This is a genomic window from Streptomyces sp. W16 (assembly GCF_033194735.1).
Taxonomy (GTDB): Bacteria; Actinomycetota; Actinomycetes; order Streptomycetales; family Streptomycetaceae; genus Streptomyces.
Genome location: NZ_JAWOAI010000188.1, coordinates 1 through 17,180, shown reverse-complemented (window position 1 = coordinate 17,180; position 17,180 = coordinate 1). Strand labels below are relative to the sequence as shown.

Annotated in this window: 13 protein-coding genes, 5 tRNA genes and 2 pseudogenes; 8 read left to right on the top strand and 12 right to left on the bottom strand. The window is 69.2% G+C overall.

Translation table 11 applies throughout. The annotated features are described in order from the left end of the window. Window positions 1-73 (top strand): annotated as a pseudogene (locus R6V09_RS24550) (IclR family transcriptional regulator); the annotation flags it as partial. Window positions 74-219: 146 nt separating this feature from the next. On the opposite strand, the gene R6V09_RS24545 reads toward R6V09_RS24550, so the two are convergent. Beyond that, window positions 220-732, bottom strand: coding sequence for a DUF4188 domain-containing protein (locus R6V09_RS24545; protein WP_317883587.1), 513 nt, complete (start codon window positions 730-732; stop codon window positions 220-222). A 79-nt stretch (window positions 733-811) separates the two neighbouring features. Here R6V09_RS24545 and R6V09_RS24540 point away from each other — a divergent pair, with 79 nt between their 5' ends. After that, window positions 812-1,456 carry a MerR family transcriptional regulator gene (locus tag R6V09_RS24540; RefSeq protein ID WP_317883586.1) on the top strand — a complete coding sequence of 215 codons (645 nt, stop codon included), beginning with the start codon at window positions 812-814 and terminating at the stop codon, window positions 1,454-1,456. Window positions 1,457-1,506: 50 nt separating this feature from the next. On the opposite strand, the gene R6V09_RS24535 is transcribed toward R6V09_RS24540, so the two are convergent. From R6V09_RS24535 to R6V09_RS24490, 10 genes are all read right to left on the bottom strand, one after another. Further along, window positions 1,507-1,579: transfer RNA gene (locus tag R6V09_RS24535), tRNA-Glu, on the bottom strand. Between the two features lie 28 nt (window positions 1,580-1,607). Next, window positions 1,608-1,679 (bottom strand) — tRNA-Gln (locus R6V09_RS24530). Between the two features lie 20 nt (window positions 1,680-1,699). Continuing rightward, window positions 1,700-1,772: transfer RNA gene (locus R6V09_RS24525), tRNA-Glu, on the bottom strand. Between the two features lie 62 nt (window positions 1,773-1,834). Beyond that, window positions 1,835-1,907 (bottom strand) — tRNA-Glu (locus tag R6V09_RS24520). Window positions 1,908-1,928: 21 nt separating this feature from the next. Then, window positions 1,929-2,000 (bottom strand) — tRNA-Gln (locus R6V09_RS24515). 91 nt (window positions 2,001-2,091) lie between these two features. Then, on the bottom strand, window positions 2,092-2,823 hold the full coding sequence (locus R6V09_RS24510) for an HAD family hydrolase (RefSeq protein WP_317883585.1): 732 nt from the start codon (window positions 2,821-2,823) through the stop codon (window positions 2,092-2,094). A gap of 40 nt (window positions 2,824-2,863) precedes the next feature. Continuing rightward, on the bottom strand, window positions 2,864-3,535 hold the full coding sequence (locus tag R6V09_RS24505; RefSeq protein ID WP_317883584.1) for a DUF4241 domain-containing protein: 672 nt from the start codon (window positions 3,533-3,535) through the stop codon (window positions 2,864-2,866). Window positions 3,536-3,649: 114 nt separating this feature from the next. After that, window positions 3,650-5,134 (bottom strand): glutamate--tRNA ligase, encoded by a 1,485-nt coding sequence (gene gltX / locus R6V09_RS24500; protein ID WP_317883583.1) that lies wholly within the window; start codon window positions 5,132-5,134, stop codon window positions 3,650-3,652. After that, on the bottom strand, window positions 5,118-5,894 hold the full coding sequence (locus tag R6V09_RS24495; protein WP_200713355.1) for a fumarylacetoacetate hydrolase family protein: 777 nt from the start codon (window positions 5,892-5,894) through the stop codon (window positions 5,118-5,120). Before R6V09_RS24495 ends, gltX begins: the two co-directional genes overlap by 17 nt. 79 nt (window positions 5,895-5,973) lie before the next feature. Then, the gene (locus R6V09_RS24490; protein WP_317883582.1) at window positions 5,974-6,159 is read right to left on the bottom strand and encodes a hypothetical protein; all 186 of its coding nucleotides are present in this window, start codon (window positions 6,157-6,159) and stop codon (window positions 5,974-5,976) included. Window positions 6,160-6,730: 571 nt separating this feature from the next. Here R6V09_RS24490 and R6V09_RS24485 point away from each other — a divergent pair. The 4 genes from R6V09_RS24485 to R6V09_RS24470 all read left to right on the top strand — a co-directional run bounded on the left by R6V09_RS24485 (window position 6,731) and on the right by R6V09_RS24470 (window position 11,532). Beyond that, window positions 6,731-8,821, top strand: coding sequence for a nitrate- and nitrite sensing domain-containing protein (locus tag R6V09_RS24485; protein ID WP_442810123.1), 2,091 nt, complete (start codon window positions 6,731-6,733; stop codon window positions 8,819-8,821). Beyond that, window positions 8,773-9,210, top strand: a complete 438-nt coding sequence (locus R6V09_RS24480; protein ID WP_442810122.1) for a sensor histidine kinase — start codon at window positions 8,773-8,775, stop codon at window positions 9,208-9,210. The genes R6V09_RS24485 and R6V09_RS24480 overlap by 49 nt, the downstream gene beginning before the upstream one ends. Then, window positions 9,207-11,132 carry a glycoside hydrolase family 9 protein gene (locus R6V09_RS24475; protein ID WP_317883581.1) on the top strand — a complete coding sequence of 642 codons (1,926 nt, stop codon included), beginning with the start codon at window positions 9,207-9,209 and terminating at the stop codon, window positions 11,130-11,132. The genes R6V09_RS24480 and R6V09_RS24475 overlap by 4 nt, the downstream gene beginning before the upstream one ends. A gap of 64 nt (window positions 11,133-11,196) precedes the next feature. Beyond that, the gene (locus R6V09_RS24470; RefSeq protein WP_317883580.1) at window positions 11,197-11,532 is read left to right on the top strand and encodes a hypothetical protein; all 336 of its coding nucleotides are present in this window, start codon (window positions 11,197-11,199) and stop codon (window positions 11,530-11,532) included. 54 nt (window positions 11,533-11,586) lie between these two features. Here the strand turns inward: R6V09_RS24470 and R6V09_RS24465 are convergent, their stop codons facing one another. Continuing rightward, entirely contained in the window at window positions 11,587-14,406 is a 2,820-nt protein-coding gene (locus R6V09_RS24465) for an alpha-L-rhamnosidase-related protein (protein ID WP_317883579.1), read from the bottom strand. Between the two features lie 403 nt (window positions 14,407-14,809). Between R6V09_RS24465 and R6V09_RS24460 the strand changes: the two genes are divergently transcribed. After that, window positions 14,810-16,672 carry a glycoside hydrolase family 76 protein gene (locus tag R6V09_RS24460; RefSeq protein ID WP_317883578.1) on the top strand — a complete coding sequence of 621 codons (1,863 nt, stop codon included), beginning with the start codon at window positions 14,810-14,812 and terminating at the stop codon, window positions 16,670-16,672. Between the two features lie 117 nt (window positions 16,673-16,789). Then, window positions 16,790-17,180 (top strand): annotated as a pseudogene (locus tag R6V09_RS24455) (Atu4866 domain-containing protein); the annotation flags it as partial.

The window sequence follows — 17,180 nt, the reverse complement described above, 5'->3', positions numbered from 1 at the left end:
GGGCCGGATGCACGCGCAGGCGGTCATCGACGCCGCCGCGCGCCTCTCCGAGGCCCTGCGCCGCACCGGCTGATCCACCCGGAACACCTCAAGGAGGGCCTGCCTCAACGCCGCGGCAGGCCCTTCGTCATGTCCGGGGTCAAGCGCGCACATCGGCCGTCGTTCGGCGGTCGCGCCGTCGTGGCTGGTCGCGCAGTTCCCCGCGCCCCTTTGGGGCGCTTACTCGGACGTCACTTTCCCCGACCGGTACGCGAACCGGTCCTTCGCCCGCCGCCCCCGCTGCTCCACCGGCACCTGCCCGTGCGCCGCCGCGAGTCCGAAGGCCGGCATGTCGGCGTAGATCGCCTCGTAGGAACCCTCGGGCACCACATAGCTCTCGTGCCACAGCCCGACGTGCCCGCGCACCTTCCCGGCCTTCTCCTTGCGGTTGATGATCGCCCACGCCCTGTGGTGGAACATGTCGGGCGAACTCGCGTACGCGTAGAGCTTCTCCTTGGACTCCCAGTACTGGACGACGTAGTACGTCCGCGGGGACGCCGTCAGCAGCACATGCCCGAGCAGTCCGCGGCTCTTGTCCTTCCCCAACTCGCGCAGCATGCGCGGCATCGCGAGGAACACCGGCACCCAGTGGTGCACGGCCCAGAAGCGGTTGATGCGCATCCCGATCAGCAGCACCACCACCTCCCCCTCGGCGGCAGCGGTGGTACGGCCGTTGACAGCCTTCGCGAACATGACGCCCCCTTGTTGGGTACCAGCACTATCCGATGACCCGTGTTTGGATAGTGCCGGTACCCGAGGAAGGGCGCAAGACATGCGGCTGGCCGAGTTGAGCGAGCGCAGCGGTGTGTCCATCGCGACGATCAAGTACTACCTGCGCGAAGGCCTGTTGAGACCCGGCCGCCAAGTCAACACGACCACCGCCGAGTACGACGAGGAGCAGCTGCGCCGGCTGCGGCTGGTGCGCGCGATGATCCAGGTCGGCCGGTTGCCGGTGGCGACGGTCCGTGAGGTGCTCGGCCATGTCGACGACGACTCCCTCGGCCGTACGATCCGGCTGGGCGCGGCACTTTGGGCGTTGCCGCAGGTGCCCGAGCCGGACGAGGAGGACGAGCACGTCCAGGCCGCGCACCGCGAGGTGGACGAGCTCCTGGAGACGCTGGGCTGGTCCAACTCCCAGGCGCTGGTGACCATTTCGCCGTCCTACCGCTCACTGGTGGTGGCAGTGGCCGCACTTCGCCGCCTCGGGTACGACTGGCCGCCCGAACTCGTAGTGAACTACGCCAAGTTGATGCGTCAGGCGGCCGTGCTCGACCTGGACTTCGTGGAGACGCACCCCTCGGAGGCCGAGAAGGTGGAGACGGCGGTCGCGGGCGCGATCTTCGTCGAGCCGGTGCTCCAGGCACTGCACCGGCTGGCGCAGGAGGAGGAGTCGGCGCGACGGTACGGCTTCGAGTGAGCCGGGCACGGAGAAGGCCCCCCACCGAAGTGGAGGGCCTTCCCTGTATGTACCCCCGACCGGATTCGAACCGGCGCTACTGCCGTGAGAGGGCAGCGTGCTAGGCCGCTACACAACGGGGGCGCAGATCTTGCGTTTCCGCAGATCAGAGCTGGTCTACCAGGACTCGAACCTAGAATGACGGTACCAGAAACCGTAGTGTTGCCAATTACACCATAGACCAAGGTATTGCAAGGTAAAACGTACCCCCGACCGGATTCGAACCGGCGCTACTGCCGTGAGAGGGCAGCGTGCTAGGCCGCTACACAACGGGGGCCCTAGCGATCCTGCATGGGAGGCGGCGGGTGCGACCCGGACCGCCTTCCTGGGAAGGATCTGTACCCCCGACCGGATTCGAACCGGCGCTACTGCCGTGAGAGGGCAGCGTGCTAGGCCGCTACACAACGGGGGCGTTGCAGATGAGCTCTGCGAGCTGGCCTACCAGGACTCGAACCTAGAATGACGGTACCAGAAACCGTAGTGTTGCCAATTACACCATAGGCCACTAAAACGCAACCCCTTGCGGGGGTCTTGTTCCACTTGACGCCTCCGAGTCCCGGGCTTTCGACCCGCTCTCCGGTGGCGCAGGAACAACATTACCTGAAGGTGGACGGGGCTCCAAAACGGGTATCGGCGCCGAGCAGGGCGGGGAGTTCGGCGAGGGAGCCGATCCTGTGCCGCCCCACCAGGGCCTCGACGGAGGTGTGCCCGCCGTGGCGGTCGATCCAGACGGAGAGCAGTCCGGCGTCCGCGGCACCCCGCCCGTCGATCTCCGGGTGATCTCCGACATACGCCACCTCGTGCGGCGGCAGTTCCAGCGCCTCGCAGGCCGCGAGGAAGGCGCCGGCCTCGGGCTTGGAGACGCCGAGTTCGGCCGCGCACAGGATGACCTCGAAGCGGTCGTGCACTCCCAGAGTGCGCAGCTTGTGGTCCTGCACGGTGAGGCTGGAGTTGGAGAGGACGGCGTGCCGGTGGCTGGCCGCGAGGGTGTCGAGGACGGGCAGGACGTCCGGGAAGAGAGCCCAGGCCGTCTCGTAGTGGGTCTTGTAGCGCCGGAACCAGTCGTCGGCCTCGGCGTCCGTCAGCTCCCGGTCCAGGAACAGCCGGACCCGGTCCAGCCGCTGCCCCTCGAACGAGACCTCGCCGGCGGAGAACCGCGCCCAGTGGAACTCGGTGGCCACCCGCCAGCGCTCCAGGGCGTCCACCACGCTCACGTGCCCGTCGAGCAGTCCCTCGGCCGCCAGGTGCGCTGACATGGCGGCGCGGTCCGCGCCGGTGTAGTCGAACAGGGTGTCGTCGACGTCCCAGACCACGGCCCGAATGCTCATGATCCGACGGTAACGCGGGGCCCGGGGACGCGTCTGCCCCTTACTTGTCGTCGGACAGGGGCGCGACGAAGAAGTCCGTGACAAAGCAGGTGACCTCGCCGGCCGCCGTACGGCCGATCCAGGTGGGGTAGACGCCGTCGCCCCAGCCGGAGCCGAAGGCCGCCAGGGTGTGGCCGGTGGAGGGGGACGTGACCAGGTACGGCCCCGGGGCGTGGTCGTTCTTCTCGAAGGCGTCCCAGAGCGGGCCCTCGTCGCCCTCGCACTCGGGGAAGGAGGCGTCCACCGAGGCGTCGTAGAAGCAGCCCGTGCCGGCGTCGACTCCGTAGCCGTAGAACTCGTCCTCGGTGAGTTCGGTGAGGTCCTGGCCGGGTTGGAGGGCGAGTTCCCAGGTGGTGGTGGGTTCGTCCCGTATGACGAGGCGGGCGGCGGCGACGCGCAGGTGGGGGGCGTCGGAGGGAGGTCCGTCGGGGTGGGTGATGGTGGCGACGGCCGCCTCGACACGGTAGTGGCCGGGGACCACGGCGACCGTGAAGGGCTCGGCCTCGCCGCCGCCCAGGCAGACGAAGGGGTCGCAGGCCACCACCTGGCCGGTGGGCAGCCGGAGTTCGCCGCCGTCCGCGAGGTGGATCACGCCTGTCGTGCCGGTCTCTTCCTCCGTGAACGTGCTGCCGGGCGTGAACAGCCACGTGTAGTCACGTGCGGTCATCGGCATGAGAGGCGCCTCTCCTGAACGATCTTCAATGATCCGGAACCCTAACGCCCCGTACTGACAACGCCGAAGGGGCGGCAGCCGGTTGCGACTGCCGCCCCTTCACGCGCGTGTGCGTTACGCGGCCAGCTTGGCCAGGGCCGCATCGATCCTGGCCAGCGTCTTCTCCTTGCCCAGGATCTCCAGGGACTCGAAGAGCGGCAGGCCGATCGTGCGGCCGGTGACGGCGACGCGGACCGGAGCCTGGGCCTTGCCGAGCTTGAGGCCGTGGGTCTCGCCGGCGGCCAGTACGGCCTCCTTGAGGGACTCCGGCGAGGTCCAGTCGGCCGACTCCAGCCGCTCGCGGGCCGTGCGGAGGAGGGCGTCGGAGCCCTCCTTCATGGCCTTCGTCCAGGACGCCTCGTCCTCGACCGGCTCGGCCAGGAACAGGAAGTCGACGTTGTCCGTGATCTCCGACAACACCTTCAGGCGGGTCTGCGCGTGCGGGGCGACCGCCTGCCACTTGGCCTCGTCGAAGTCCTCCGGTGCCCAGGGGGCGAACGGGGCCTGCAGCCACGGTGCGCAGCGCTCGGTGAAGTCCTTCACGTCGAGCAGGCGGATGTGGTCGGCGTTGATCGCCTCGCACTTCTTCAGGTCGAAGCGCGCCGGGTTGGGGTTCACGTCGGAGATCTCGAAGGCCGCGACCATCTCGTCCATCGTGAAGATGTCCCGGTCGGCCGCGAGCGACCAGCCCAGCAGGGAAAGGTAGTTGAGCAGTCCCTCGGGCAGGAAGCCGCGCTCCCGGTAGAGGTTGAGGGAGGACTCCGGGTCGCGCTTGGAGAGCTTCTTGTTGCCCTCGCCCATCACGTACGGCAAGTGCCCGAAGGACGGCACCGACTTGGCGACGCCCAGGTCGATCAGCGCCTTGTAGAGGGCGATCTGACGGGGCGTCGAGGAGAGCAGGTCCTCGCCGCGCAGGACGTGGGTGATCTCCATCAGGGCGTCGTCGACCGGGTTGACGAGCGTGTACAGCGGGGCGCCGTTGGCTCGTACGATCCCGTAGTCCGGGACGTTCTCCGGGGTGAACGTCAGCTCGCCGCGGACCAGGTCGGTGAAGGTGATCGTCTCGTCGGGCATCCGGAAGCGGACGATCGGCGTGCGGCCCTCGGCCTTGTAGGCCTCGACCTGCTCGGCGCTCAGGTCGCGGCAGTGGCCGTCGTAGCCGGACGGCTTGCCTGCGGCGCGGGCGGCGTCGCGGCGGGCGTCCAGCTCCGCGGTGGAGCAGTAGCAGTGGTAGGCGCGGCCGGCGTCCTGGAGCTTCTTCGCGACGTCCTTGTAGATGTCCATCCGCTGCGACTGGCGGTACGGCGCGTGCGGGCCGCCGACCTCGGGGCCCTCGTCCCAGTCGAAGCCCAACCAGCGCATCGCGTCGAGGAGTTGACCGTAGGACTCCTCGGAGTCGCGGGCCGCGTCGGTGTCCTCGATGCGGAAGACCAGCGTGCCCTGGTTGTGCTTGGCGAACGCCCAGTTGAACAGGGCGGTGCGGACCAGGCCCACGTGGGGATTACCGGTCGGCGAGGGGCAGAAACGGACGCGTACGGGTGCGCTAGCCACGCTTGACAACCTTGTTGGTGAGAGTGCCGATGCCTTCGATGGTGACGGCGACCTCGTCGCCGACGGTGAGCGGTCCGACGCCTGCCGGGGTGCCCGTGAGGATCACGTCGCCGGGGAGCAGCGTCATGGCCTCGGTGATGTTGACGATCAGGTCCTCGATCGAGTGGATCATCTCGCTGGTGCGGCCGAGCTGCCGCTGCTGTCCGTTGACCGTGAGCTGGATGGTGAGGTCGCTCGGGTCGAGGTCCGTCTCCACCCAGGGGCCGAGCGGGCAGGAGGTGTCGAAGCCCTTGGCGCGGGCCCACTGCTTCTCGCGCTTCTGGACGTCGCGCGCGGTGATGTCGTTGGCGCAGGTGTAGCCGAGGATGACGTCCTTGACGCGCTCGCGCGGGACCTCGCGGCACATCCGGCCGATGACGACGGCCAGTTCGGCCTCGTGGTGGAGGTCCTCGGTGAAGGAGGGGTACTGGATGTCGTCGCCGGAGCCGATCACCGAGGTGGACGGCTTGAAGAAGGCGAAGGGGACGTCCGGCACCTCGTTGCCCAGTTCCCGGGCGTGCTCGGCGTAGTTGCGGCCGTAGGCGACGACCTTGTTCGGGAGCACCGGCGGCAGGAGCCTGACCTTGCTCAGCGGGACCTTCGTACCGGAGAGTTCGAAGTCCGCGAACGGGATGCCCTTGATGATGTCGAGGACGAGCTCGTCCGGCTTGTCGCCCTCGACCGCGCCGAAGGCGACGTTCCCGTCGATGGAGAATCTGGCGATGCGCACGGGATCCTGGCGCCCCTCACTGAGCTGGCTGGAGTCTGACGCTCCAGGCTAACGCGGTGCGGGGTCCCTGCTCGCGCGATTACTCCGCGGCGGCGGTGACCGGGATCTCCATGAGGATCGTGCGGCGCGGGTTGGCGGTCTGGGCCGGCAGGTCGAGCGAGTGTTCCTGCAGCTCCGGCGTCTGCAGTTCGTCGGCGTCCGAGAGGTGCGCCAGCGTCGTGCGTCGCGGGTTGGCAATGTTGCGGAACATCATCGTCGTCTTCACTGTTGTACTTGACCCTCGTCTGTCCGTGGGTGGGTGGTTGACAGATTGTGCCCTCATGTAAAGCGTCAGGCTAAACATCCAATTCCCGGCCGAACGCATGAAGAGCCCATGATCCGTGTGTGAGTTTGCTCACCACCCCGTAGGCATACCGACCAATTCGGACCCTCAACTCACCTCACCGAAACGGACATTGACTCCCTGAAGCTGTCATTCCGCTCCTGATCATGGCGACTTGGGCACATCCCGCACCCGGCGGGATGGTGGGGATTTGCCCACTTTGGAGTGAATAGCTTTCTACGTCTCGTGACACTGTCCTCACGGGGTGTCACACAGGTCACAGCCTGGCCTACGGGCCTTGTTGGAGATCCGGCACTGTGCTGGAATTCCACGGACCGCCGCAGAATCAGCCCGGCGCGCAGGGGGCGCAACGCAGCGCCGAGGGCGGCGGAAGGGGGAGCAGCGCCGGTCACTCACGACCACACATGGGGTGCGCGTTCAGGGCGCTCCCCAAGACGCCGACACCGTCCTTCCGTTCGCGCGGGGGACGCCTGGTCCAGAGGTTGCGACGCTAGTGCAGGGACGTTTCAAGAGGGATGGCAGTGCTCCGGCGGAGCCGGAGCCGCATGGCGGGGCTGGCCCCAACACCGGCAGCTCCTCGCCCCAGCACGCCCAGAACCCGGGCCCGGCACCGTCAGGCGACGGCGGGGGCCCCGGGCGCCCCGGTGTGTCCGCAGCCCCGACCCCCGCGCCCCCGGTGAAGCCGCCGAGCGGTGCGACCGGACCCGGCTCGCGCGTCGCTCTGCGCAACTGGCGCATCTCCACGCGCCTGGTGTCGCTGCTCGCGCTCCCCGTGGTCGCGGCCACCTCGCTGGGTGCCCTGCGCATCAGCGACTCCATGACCGACATCCAGCAGCTCGACAACATGAAGCTGCTGACGGACATGACCAAGCAGGCCACCGAGCTGGCCACCGCGCTCCAGGACGAGCGCGACCAGACGGCCGGTCCCCTGTCGCACGGCGGCAAGGCCACCGACTACGAGGTCAAGGGCTACGAGGAGAAGACCGACCGCGCTCGGGACAACTTCATCAACTCCTCGGAAGAGGTGGACAGCGCCAGCAGGAACGGAAACCTGCAGGGCGTCCGCGAGACCGTGGTCGGTCTCGCCACCGAGCTGGACAACCTCGACAAGATCCGCAAGACGGCGTATCAGTCGAAGGGCAACTCGACGCAGACGGTCGACGCCTACCACCGTCTGATCACCCAGCTGCTCGACCTCTCGCAGGACATGGCGGAGGCGACCAGCAACCCGGAGATGATCCAGCGCACCCGCGCCCTGGCCGCCTTCTCGTCGGCCAAGGAGTTCGCGTCCGTGCAGCGCGCCGTCATCGCGGCGGCCCTGCCCGACAACAACACCACGACGGGCAACCTCTCCGACAACGACCGGCTGTACGCCGACTCCGCGCTGGAGAGCGAGAAGTCGGACCTGGCCATCTTCCGCAACATCTACGGCGACCAGGGCGCCGAGGAGCTCATCCAGCCCATCGAGGACGGCAACGCGACGATCGACGCCGCGGACAAGTACGCGGAGCGTGCCCTCGCCAACTCGAACGGTCTGAAGTCGCTCGACAAGCGGTCCTACAAGGACTGGGTGGACGACAGCTCCACCAAGATCGAGCAGATGAAGAAGATCGAGCACACGCTCCTTGAGGACATGGAGCAGAAGGCCCGCGAGCTGCGCTCCGCCTCCGAGCGCGAGGCGATCATCTCCGGTGCGCTGATCCTGCTCGTGCTCGGTGTCTCCCTCGTCGGCGCCTTCGTCATCGCCCGGTCCATGATCCGCTCGCTGCGCCGCCTCCAGGAGACCGCCAACAAGGTCGCCCAGGACCGGCTGCCCGAGCTGGTCAAGCAGCTCTCCGAGTCCGACCCGCAGGACGTCGACACGTCCGTGGAGTCGGTCGGTGTGCACTCCCGGGACGAGATCGGCCAGGTGGCCGCGGCCTTCGACGACGTGCACCGCGAGGCAGTCCGCCTCGCCGCCGAGCAGGCCCTCCTGCGGGGCAACGTCAACGCGATGTTCACCAACCTCTCGCGCCGCTCCCAGGGCCTCATCCAGCGTCAGCTCTCGCTCATCTCCGAGCTGGAGTCCCGCGAGGCCGACCCGGACCAGCTGTCCTCGCTCTTCAAGCTCGACCACCTCGCGACCCGCATGCGCCGTAACGGTGAGAACCTTCTCGTTCTCGCCGGTGAAGAGCCCGGCCGCCGCTGGACCCGCCCGGTCCCGCTGGTCGACGTGCTCCGCGCCGCCGCCTCCGAGGTGGAGCAGTACGAGCGCATCGAGCTCTCCTCCGTGCCAACCACCGAAGTGGCCGGCCGGGTCGTCAACGACCTCGTGCACCTGCTCGCCGAGCTGCTGGAGAACGCGACCTCCTTCTCCTCACCGCAGACCAAGGTCAAGGTCACCGGTCACGCGCTGCCCGACGGCCGCGTCCTGATCGAGATCCACGACACCGGTATCGGCCTCTCCCCCGAGGACCTCGCGGCGATCAACGAGCGGCTCGCCTCGCCGCCCACCGTGGACGTCTCGGTCTCCCGCCGCTGCGTCTGGACCAGCTGGTGGAGACCACGGTCGAGGAGCTGCCGGACCACGCCGGCGTCACGGTGATCGCGGAACCGGTCGTGGTGCTCGGCGATCCGGATCTGCTGGCGCAGGCGGTGCGGAACCTGGTGGAGAACGCCCAGCGGTACGGCGGCCCGGCCGGGTCACCGGTGGAGGTCACCGTCGCGCCGGGGCTGGTCACGGTCCGCGACCACGGGGACGGCGTACCGCTCGCGGACCGGGAACGCGTGTTCGCACGCGGTGTCACCAGGACCGGTCCAGGCACGGGCGCGGGCCTCGCCATCGTCCGCTGGGTCGCCGGTCTGCACCACGGCACCGCCCGCCTCACGGACGCTCCCGGCGGCGGCCTGCTGGCCGAGCTCCGGCTTCCCGCGGACCCGACCCGGGCGTCCTCATCTTCATCTCATGAAGATCCCGGCACCGTGGGCGCATGAACGCATTGCGCAGCCCTGTCGTCCTGGTCACCACCACCGCCGTGAGCATCGCCGCCGTGCTCGTCGGCCTGAATGTCTACGGCGAGGCCGCCGCACCGTCCGCCGCCAATGCGGCCGTCCGGGTCGACCAGGTCGGCTATGTGCGCGGCGAGACGAAGCGGGCCTACGTCATGGGCCCCGTGAAGGCGCTCGCGGGGGCGCGCTTCAAGGTCGTCGACGCGAAGGACAAGGTGGTCACGGCGGGCCGGCTCGGTGCCGTCACCGGCCACTGGAACGCCAAGTACCCGTCCGTGCGCACCGTCGACCTCTCCGCGCTGGACAAGCCCGGCACCTACCGCATCGTCCTGTCCGGCAGCGCGGCCGGCCACTCCCCCGCCTTCCGGATCGCCGACGCGAGTGAGCTGATGACCCCGCTGGTGCGGGACAACGTCCGTTTCCTGCAGGCACAGCGCGACGGAGCCGACGTACTGCCCGGGGTCCTCAAGCACGGCCCGTCGCATCTCGCCGACGAGCACGCGACCGTCTATGCCGACCCGCACTACGACGAGGCGGGCGAGGAACTGCTCGACGAGCGGCTGACCCCGACCGGTGACACGGTCGACGCCTCGGGCGGCTGGTTCGACGCGGGCGACTTCCTGAAGTTCACCGGCACCACCGCCTACTCGACCGCCGAACTCCTGCTCGCCGAACGGGACTTGCCGGCCATGCCCGCGCTGTCCGCCGAGGCCGACCACGGTCTGTCGTGGCTGGACCGCATGTGGGACGGGGACAGCGGGACGCTCTACGCCCAGGTCGGCATCGGCGCGGGCAACGACGCCGTCCGCACGGACCACGACGTGTGGCGGCTGCCGGAGGCCGACGACCGGCTCGATGTGTCGCCCGGCGACCCGGACTACACGATCAAGCACCGGCCGGTGTTCCGGGCGAACGCGCCGGGCGAGCCGATCACGCCCAGTCTGGCGGGACGGGTCGCCGCGGTCTTCGCCCTCGCCGCGCAACGCGCTGCCGACTCGGATCCGGACCAGGCACGGGAGTGGCTGGAGAAGGCCGCCGCCGTCTACGACCTGGCCGACACCGACCCGGACCCCGACAAGCCGCTCGTCACCGCCTTCCCCAGCGGCTTCTACCCCGAGGACTCCTGGCAGGACGACCTGGAGTTCGCCGGTGCCGAACTGGCGCTGGCCGCGCGGGAGTTGGGTGACGACCGGGAAGGCGACTGGACGGCCGACGCGGCCCGCCTGGCCCGCGCCTACCTGGACTCCGACGTCAAGGGCACCCTCAACGTCGCGGACGTCAGCGCCCTCGCCCACGTCGACCTGGCCACCGCGCTGGACGGCGCCCGCAGCAACGGAGTCGGGGCCGCCGACCTGAACAAGGACCTGCGCCGCCAGTTGGAGGAGGGTGTCGATCACGCCGGGCACGACCCGTTCGGAGCCGGTGCCGTCTACGACGACTTCGACGCCGTACCGCACACCTTCGGGCTGGTGGCCACCGCTCGCCTCTACGCCAAGGCGACCGGGGACACCCGATACGACGCGTTCGCCGGGCGGCAGCGTGGCTGGGCCCTCGGCGCCAACCCCTGGGGCACCAGCTTCATGATCGGCGCGGGCGAGGTCTACCCGCACTGCCCGGAACACCAGTTGGCCAACCTCCGGGGCAGCCACGACGGGAAGGGCGCGATCCTGCGGGGCGCGGTGGTCAACGGCCCCAACGCGGCAGCGAAACTGGCCGACTTGAACGGCTTCCCCACCATGAAGAAGTGCACCGCAGCCCCGCCGTCGGGAGCCTGGACCGACTTCGACGGCAAGGGCTCGCGGTACGTGGACGACGTGGGCGCCTGGCAGACGGTGGAGCCCTCTCTCGACTTCACGACGACCGCACTGCTGGCCTTCGCGCTGACCGCGCAGGACGAGGACGCGTAGCCGAGTCTCTGAGCCTCCTCAAGTCGCTTGGCGCGTGCGGGACATGACGGTCAGGCTGAGCCCCATGACTGGAATCACGGGACTGAGCAAGAAGAACACCTTCGTGCTGACCATCCGGGACGCCGACGTGGTCGCGGCGGCCCTGCGCCAGGCGGTGGCCGAGGCATCTCCCGAGGAGCGCCCCGGCCTGGCACGCGCCGTCGCTCTCGTCGAGTCCGCCGCTGCCGCCGACGAAGGCCGATTGCACGCCCGTTGGGTCCGCTCCCGGCTGGCGGCGACCGGGTTCACCGGGGACCTCGACTCGGTCGCCGCGGTGCGGGCGCTGCGCCGGGCGGAGCCGCGACTGAGCCTGTTGGCCGCGGTGCACCTGCAGAAGGAGGCAGTGGCCCATCCGGAGTGATCCGGCAGCCCCCGGTCACGCGGGGAGTGGAGGCTGCCGGATGCGTGGGGCCGCTCAGGACGTGAGGTAGCAGGACTTGCTCACATTGGGCAGCGGGTCGGAGCCGAAGGCGGCCGTCGTGCAGCTCGCGCCGCCGCTGAAGGTCTTGTAGAGGAAGCGGCCCCGGGCGCCGTAGGCGACGGTCTGCTGTCCGCTGAAGCCACAAGTGCCGCCCTCCGCCGAGCAGTTGGTGGCGTAGCCGACCGGGCCGCCGGTGGCGGTGTAACAGGCCTTCGACTCACCGGAGATCGGGTCGCCGAACGTGGCGTCGGTGCACGCGGTGTCGCCGGTCGCGGTGGCTGTGGTGAACGCCCCGTAGGCGCCGTACATCACCGGCTGTCCCGCCACCGCCGCACAAGTCCCGTTCTGGTCCGCGCACTTGGTCCAGCCACCGGCCGGGGCGCCTGCGGGCGGCAGGTAGCAGGACTTGGCGACGCCGTCGATGGGATCGCCGAAGTGGGCGTTGGTGCAGGCGACGGAGCCGTTGGTGACCTGGTGGACGAAGTTGCCGTTGGCTCCGTAGGCGACGTCGCGGTTGTAGCCGGGCACTGTGCAGGTGCCGTTCTCGGCCGCGCAGACGGTGTATCCGGGCGGACCGCCCGCGTCGGCGACGTAGCAGGACTTGACGAGGTTGGCCGCCGGGTCGCCGCCGAAGGAGTCGTTGGCGCAGGCGGTGCTGCTCGTCACCGTCTTGTACGTGTACGTCCCGGCGCCGTAGGCCACCGAGCGGGTGCCGCTGAAGGAGCAGGTGCCGCCCTCGCCCGCGCACCGGGTGTAGCCCGCGCGCAGGGCGCCGGTGCCGGGTTCGGCGGGCGGTGCCGGGTTGCCGAGGCCGGTGGCGGACACCGTGTAGCTGCCGGGGGCGACGCCGGTGAGGTAGACGTAGGTGTCGTCCTGGCTGCCGCCGGTGATGCCGGAGGTGGGCGTGAAGGCTCCGTTGCTCCACACGGTCGCGCCGTTCACGGTCACCGTGATGTTCCCGCCGAGCTTCGGGACGCCGATCCGGCCGGTGCTGCCGGACGGGCTGGTCAGCTGCGCCGAGTAGGTGCCGGCCGACGGGTCACGGGACCAGGAGGCGTTGATCGCGCCCTGCGGCATGGTGATGCGGCCCTGGGCACTGGTCAGGTCGCCGGGGTGCGGGACGAAGCGGTAGGCGCCGGTGGACGACTCGGGTGCGGTGCCGAGCACGTCGAAGGTGAGCGTGGAGGTGGGCGCCGTGGACCAGCCGTGCGCGAGGCTCATGAACGAACCGCCGTAGGCGAGGCCGCCGTCGGACTGGATGCCCTCCCAGAAGGTGCTCTTGGTGCCGATGTCGCTGTCGAGCATGTGGCCCCAGGTGCGGCGGATCTGGTCCAGGGCGGTGAAGTCGTCGTTGGCGGTGAAGCGCGCGTTCAGCTCCATGCCGCCGGCGAACGGCGAGACGTTGCCGCCCCACTCCGGGGTGGTGGGGCCGTAGATGCCCCAGTTGTTGCCGAGCCCCGCGATGATGCTCTTCGACTTGGCCGTGGAGTCGCTCAACCCGTACCAGACGGCGAGGGAGTTGCCGTCCTGCGGGTACAGACCGCTGGTCGGGTTGTCCTTGTACATGCCCTTGGAGGCGTCCCACAGACGGGAGTTGGCCGCGGCCTTGATGGCGTCGGCCTTGGCGGTCCAGCTCGCCGCGAGGGCGCTGTCGCCCTCGACCGTGGCGAGGGTCGCGCCGCCCCTGAGGGCGCCGTACAGCAGCGCGTTGGCGGAGATGTTCTCGCCGCCCTGGCCGACCCGGGCCCAGTCCTGGGTGCGGGTCACGTTGAGGAGGTTGTTGCCGTCGATCTTGTTGGTGATGAAGGCCATGCCCCGCTTGTAGTTGGACCATTCGGAGTCCAGCCACGACCGGTCGGCGGTGTACGTGTAGTACGTGGACGTCCCCAGCAGCGTCCAGGTGTGGTAGGTGTCCGAGCCGGTGAGGTTGAACGGCGGTCCGGACCAGGGGATTTCACCCGCGGACGACTGCGCGTTGTACATCGTGGTGAGCGCGTTGCGGGTCGAGGTGAGGTCGTTGGAGTACGCGTACTGCGTGGGGACGGCGATGCCCATGTCGCCGGGCCACACCGTACGGTCGCGCTTCGCCCCGTCGACCAGGACGGAGTCCCCGACACCCACGGTGGCGCTGTTGTCCCACGCCGAGGAGGGCGGCGGCCAGGCCCGGCCCTGGTTGGAGGCGATGGTGTTCAACTGCACGGTGTACGCACCGGCGTACCAGATGCGGTTGAGCAACTCGTCGCTGGAGGTGAAGTAGTTGGCGTAGTCGGCAGGGTTGCTCTTGCCAGGTGCCGCGGTGAAGTTGAGGCTGACGCCGTTGAGGTCCACCCAGCCCGAGCTGTCCAGGAAGACCGTCAAGTAGCGGAATCCACCGCGGAGTTGGGCGGTGGGCACGGTGTATGTGCCGTTGGCGGAGGGCGTGGCGTACAGGGCGCCGTCCTCGCCGTCGCGACCACTGCTGCGGTCGCTGTTGTTGCCCACGTACAGGGACGACTCGCTGAAGGCCAGGCCGACGCGTTGGCCGCTGGAACTGGTGCTGCCGAATGACAACGTTACCAATCCGCCGACCTCCTTCCCGAAGTCGAGCGTGACGGCGGACTGCGAGCCGGAGATCCGGGTCGCCTGTCCGTTCAGGACGTTCGTCGGGTTCGCGACGCTGCCGGAGGTGCGGTAGACGGCGGTCGGCTTGAGGGTGCGCGAGGTCGGCGAGTAGTTCGCGGCGTCAAGTGCCGCCTTGGGGGCGGGCGTTGCGGCCGTCGGCGCCGCCCCGGCGGAGAGCGCCGGGGTCACGGCCAGCGCGGCGGCCACCACCACGGTGAGTCCGACTAGGCGCCCTGGTCTGGGCTTTCGGTTCAGCGCTGGCCTGCGACGGCGCATGAGTGCCTCCCGTGATCGGTGGGGGAACCAGCCGCTCAACTGGACAACCAGACGTATGAATCGATTCAAATCGATCGACCACGGGGGCCCGGAGTCTGTGGAGCGACGGGTGCGCGAGATGACTCGCCGAAGTTCGCACCGATGATGGGCGCCGGGAGGGCGGGTGTCAACCCATCACGACAGCCTTCAACTCCCGGGTAAAAAGCGCACCTTACGACATTGACAGGGCCGCACCAAGCCGGTTCACTGCGTCGAGGACCGGTAGAGGTATGGACCATTGATCCAGAACTGAATCCATTCACACCCGGCGTCCCCCATCGTGAAATCGAGGCGAGTTCCGGTGTCCCCACAAGACTTCGACATCGTTGTCAGACCACGGTTCCTCAGCTTTCTGCTGACGGCCGCCCTCGCGTTCGTGGCGCTCGTCCCGGCCGCGACGCCGGCGTCCGCCGCAACCCAGGTGTGCGTCCTGGCCTGTGACACGCTCGATCCGTCGCAGGCGAAACAGGAAACGTTTCCAGTGCCGGACAAGGCGCTCAACGGACGGGTCGTCCGGCTCCATGTGTCCGACGCCGACGACATGGCGTGGGCGAGTATCGACAACGGCACCTCCGGCGACTCGGTGTGGTTGGACCGCTCCTGGGACGGCGGCGCCACCTGGGACGGACTGCTCGGCAAGGCGAGCGTCCCGAGCACGTGGACCGGTACAAGGACGCTGATGTACAACATCACCGATCCGCGCAACCACAAGCGCGGCCTGGTCCGGGCCTGCGGCGACGCGGCCGGCGTGGGCTGCACGAACTGGGTCTACCCCACGGTCTGCGACGCCGTCTGCGACGGTACGAGCGCGGGCCAGGCGGCGGGCGACGACCAGCCGGTGCCGTCAACCACCCTGTACGGCCGCACGATCCGGCTGCACGTGGACCAGAAGAACTCCATGGCCTGGGCGAGCATCGACACGGGCGGCGCCGGTGACGAGATCTGGCTGGACCGTTCCTGGGACGGCGGCGCGACCTGGCCGGACGGCTCCTCCCTCGGCCGTACCAGCACCCCGTCCGGGGCCACCACCACCCGCACCACGATGTACGCCGCCCGCGATCCGCGCGGTCTTCTCTACGGCGGCGCGGTCCGCGCCTGCGGCCGGGAGGCGAGCCACAACGAGGGCAGCTGCACCGCGTGGTACCGGCCCGTGCCGAGCCGGGCGCGCGCTGCGGCCGACGCGCTGATGACGTCGTACGACCCCTACAACGGCTGGTGGCCCAGCAGTTGGTGGAACTCGGCGGCCACTCTCACCTCCGTCATCGACTTCGCGAAGACCACGGGCACGCACGACTACGACTGGATCATCGCCCGCACCTTCGACCAGAACAAGGGTGTCTTCCCGGCCGGAACGCGCAGTTCGGACGCGATCGAGGGGGACTTCGTCAGCCGGTCCATCGACGACTCGGGCTGGTGGGCGATCGCGTGGATCGACGCGTACGACTACACGCACGACGCGCGCTATCTCAACGAGGCCGTCACCATCGCCAATTACGTCCAGCAGTACTGGGACACCGGCACCTGCGGCGGCGGTGTGTGGTGGGACCGTGAGAAGACCTACAAGAACGCGGTGACCAACGGGCAGTACCTGTGGCTGACCACCGCGCTGCACCAGCGGATCCCGGGTGACACCGTGTGGCTGCAGCGGGCGAAGACCTCGGCCGCCTGGTACAAGGCCAGCGGGATGATCAACTCCTCGGGTCTGGTCAACGACGGGCTGTCCTCGTCCTGTGCCAACAACGGTTCCACCGTGTGGAGTTACAACCAGGGGCTGGCCATCGGCGCCTTCACCGAACTGTGGAGGACGACCGGGGACAGTTCGCTGCTGACCACCGCGAAGACCCTGGCGAACGCCGCGATCAGCAGTTCGCAGCTGACCGTCGGCGGGGTGCTCACCGAGTCCTGCGATGTCGGCTCGGCGTCCTGCGACGACAACCAGAAGCAGTTCAAGGGCATCTTCATGCGGAACTTCGCCGACCTCGCGACCGTGACCGGCTCCAGCACCTACCGCGCCTACATCCAGAAACAGGCCGACACCCTGTGGGCGCAGGACCGGTCCAACCTCAACGCGCTCGGTGAACGCTGGGCGGGCACCAGTCCGAACCAGACCGACTGGCGCACGCAGGCCAGCGCGCTCGGGGCGCTGACGGCCGCCGCGGGCTGAGCGGTCGGGCGCAGGGTGGGTGCGGGACACCTGGGGTAACGGCGGCCTGGTTGCGCTCCTTGAGCGCGACCAGGTTGACCGTGCAGCACCCGAACCACCCACCCGAGGGAGCAGGCGATGAGCACCACCCACCCGGACACCGTGACCTGGAACGGTCCGGCCTTCGACGAGATCGTCGCGAACGACGCGGGGCGTCCCGTCCTGTTCACCAACGCCCGGATCCTGACCATGGATCCGCTGATCGGAACCCTGGTAGGCGCCGACGTCCTGCTCGTCGGCGCCCTGCTCGTGGGAGTCGGGCCGGGCATCGTCACGGCGGCGCAGGACGACAACGCCATCGTCGTCGACTGCACGGGCATGACGGTGGTGCCGGCCGTCGTGGACACGGTCGCCCTGGTCGGCGGGCGCGGCGGGCGCTCCGAGTACGTCGCGACGCTGACGCCCGGGAACGCCGGTGACCTGCTCGTCGTACCGGACGAGTGCGCCCCGGACGTGGCGGGCGCGCAGG